The organism is Promicromonospora kroppenstedtii DSM 19349 (assembly GCF_000515355.1).
In the GTDB taxonomy this organism is placed as follows: Bacteria; Actinomycetota; Actinomycetes; order Actinomycetales; family Cellulomonadaceae; genus Promicromonospora; species Promicromonospora kroppenstedtii.
In genome coordinates this window covers 8,257-10,915 of record NZ_KI911628.1, presented here as the reverse complement: position 1 = coordinate 10,915, position 2,659 = coordinate 8,257, and the positions used below count along the sequence as shown (strand labels likewise).

The 2,659-nt window shown below is 72.7% G+C and carries 2 protein-coding genes, 1 tRNA gene and 1 pseudogene; 2 read left to right on the top strand and 2 right to left on the bottom strand.

From position 1 onward, the window contains the following. Together PROKR_RS06025 and PROKR_RS06020 are read right to left on the bottom strand one after the other, a co-directional pair. Positions 1–241: pseudogene (locus tag PROKR_RS06025) on the bottom strand (hypothetical protein); the annotation flags it as partial. 31 nt (positions 242–272) lie between these two features. Next, the gene (locus tag PROKR_RS06020; RefSeq protein WP_036960665.1) at positions 273–908 is read right to left on the bottom strand and encodes a GyrI-like domain-containing protein; all 636 of its coding nucleotides are present in this window, start codon (positions 906–908) and stop codon (positions 273–275) included. 217 nt (positions 909–1,125) lie between these two features. Between PROKR_RS06020 and PROKR_RS06015 the strand changes: the two genes are divergently transcribed. Continuing rightward, positions 1,126–1,198, top strand: a tRNA-Ala gene (locus PROKR_RS06015). Between the two features lie 64 nt (positions 1,199–1,262). Next, the coding region (locus PROKR_RS34015) for a hypothetical protein (RefSeq protein WP_169736337.1) at positions 1,263–2,659 on the top strand (1,397 nt) is incomplete at its 3' end.

Sequence of the window (2,659 nt, the reverse complement as noted above, 5' to 3'; positions counted from 1 at the left end):
GCCCGGAGCCGGGCAGCCAGCCTCGCGCGGCGAGCCAGTAGGCGCCGCCCTGGAGCAGCACCACGAGCAGAGGCGCCATCGCCCACCACAGCGCCCGCCCGCCGGCGTCGCCGAGCCGGGCGGCGACCACGGGCTGGGCGACGACGAAGACCACCACCGCGGCCAACTCACCCAGGCCGAGGCTCAGGTAGGTGCGACGCAGCCCTGCGCTGCCGTGGCGGGTACCGGCTCCGTCGGTCACCGGGCCAGCGTAGGGGCTGGTGGGCCGGCCCTCACTGATCGGACCCGGCGGCGTCCGCGACCGGCTGCCGGAGGATCGTCCGCTGCTTCTCGGGCGCGACCCTGCGGAAGTCGCTGAGGTAGATCTCGTGGTGCCGGCCGGTCCGGCGCAGCCCACCCGCGGGGATGAACTCGTCGTGCATCCGGGCGAGAGTCTCCGCCTCGGCGTCGAAGGAGCCGACGTGCAGCGTCTGCACGCAGCACCCCTCGGCCAGCGTCTCCAGGCGGACGTCGCCGAGCCGCGCGGGGCCGCCCTTCGCCCGGACCTGTGCCACCGCGGCGTCGAACATCTGCTGGTCGGTCCAGTCCGGCACCATGATCAGCAGGGTCCAGTCCCAGCGGGACTTGTCGCGGGCCGCCGTGAAGGCGTCCATGTCGTCGGCCCACCAGAGCCCCTCGAGCGGCATGACGACGTAGTCCCGGCCGAGCTCGCGCTTGCTCGCGAACTTGAGCGTGTAGGCCACGGGGTAGAGCGCCTCGACGGCGTCGGCGAAGGCCGGCGAGGTGTTCGGGTCGCCGTGCCCGTCGACCGCGAGGTACCGCAGCTCGGGCACGTCGACGATCCGGAACTGGTCCCGCTTGGCCTGGTAGGCGTCGAGAATCTTCTTGTGGTCGACCTTGTCGGCCATGGGCACCTCGCGGGTCGGTATCGGCGTCGGCTCCGTCAGCTGGACACTAGCCCGCCCGGCGGGCCGGACGGCGGATCGGCGCCGGGTGTCCGGCCGAGATCGAAGCGCTCCGACGAGCCGAACAGCGAAGGACGAGGTGAGCTGCCGGCCCGCTTTGGTCTCCGGGCCAGGATCGGTCTAGACTGACGGCGCTCGCCCACCTGGGCGAACGCAATTCGGGGCTGTGGCGCAGCTGGTAGCGCACCTGCATGGCATGCAGGGGGTCGGGGGTTCGAGTCCCCCCAGCTCCACCGGATGAAGGGCCCGGCCGACGGCCGGGCCCTTTCTCGTCGTCATGGATAAACTTCCCGCGCCATGACGACACAAGGACCTCCAGCAGATCAGCCGCGCTGGCGCGTGTACCCGGTGAGCCTCGCGGGGAGCCTCGTGAACGGCGCGATCAACGCACTCGCCCCGTTCCTCCTCGGCATCGGGGCCTCCTTCGTCCTCCTCCTGGCCGTCGCGATGGTCGGCGAGGAGGCCCTGTTCGGCGAGCCCGCCGTGAGCGGCGCGCTCGACCAGCTTGCCCGGGCCGGCATGCTGCCGGTGCTGGTGCTCGCCCTCGGCGCCGGGGTGGTGACCACCGTCCTGCTCGCGCTGCGCGAGGTGATCACCTCGCGTGCCCTCGTCCGGGCTGCCCGTGTGGGAGCGCCCAGAACAGCCGTGCCACACCCGAGCCAGGTCGACCTGGTGACGGCTCAGCCGCCGTTCCTCCCGTTCCTCGTCATGTCCGTGCTGGTCGCCGGGGTCGGCCTGCTGATGTCCGTGATCGCGGCCTTCACCGTCAACGGCAGCGAGCTGCCGATCCTCTGGGGGTTCCTCGTGGCCACGGGGGTCGGCGGGGTGTTCGTGCTGCTCGCGCTGGCGGGTCGTCCCGCGCACCACCGGCGTCGGCTGGAGATCGCCGCGCACTGGACCACCACCGACGAGCACGCCGCCTGGCGGCGCGCCGCCCCCGCGCGACCCGCTGAGGACGACGAGGCCGAGCTCCCGCCCGACCTTCAGCGCCTGCGACGACGAGCCACCTGGTACGAGTACGTGGGCATCGTGTGCTTCGCGCTCGGGTTCAGCCTCATGCAGCTCTGGCTGTTCGTCACCCACCCGTTCCGCTCCATGACCGACGCCGGTCCCCGCGTGGAGTACGGGGAGGGCGTCGAGGTGGTGCTCGTCGCCGGTGTCTGGGTCTTCGCGGCCCTCATGGTGGTGGCGGTCGCGCTCCTGGTGGTGGGCTTCTTCGCCGACTCGGCCGTGCAGCGGCGCGAGCAGGAGATCCTGCGCGAGGCGCTGGCGGACCCGGACGCTCCCCGCCCGCAACGGGTGCTGCTGCGCAAGTACGCCGACCATCAGCCGGTGGTCTTCGCGCAGGCCCTCGCTCTGATCGCCGCGCTCGGGACCACGCTCGGCTGGGCCGTGTACAGCCTCGGCACCGGCGGGATGGCGGACGTCGCGACGCTGTACGGCGACGCCGACGAGACCTTCGGCGGCTTCGTGCCGCAGGCGCTGGTGACGCTCGCGGGCTCGGTCGCCGTCGTGGTCGCCGCCGTCGTGTGGGACGGAGTGGCCGCCGCTCGTGGTGACGAGCTTCGTGGGCGGGTGGTCGAGCGCTGGCCCATCAAGCCCGCGCCGCGAATGATCGGGGAGGACGGCAAGAAGCGACCGGACCCGGCGTCGACCGGGCCGTCGCTGACGCCGAAGCCGCCGAAGCCGCGGGC

Excerpts from the sequence above, each read along its gene's own strand:
- PROKR_RS06020 (WP_036960665.1), bottom strand. The coding sequence starts at position 908 with ATGGCCGACAAGGTCGACCACAAGAAGATTCTCGACGCCTACCAGGCC.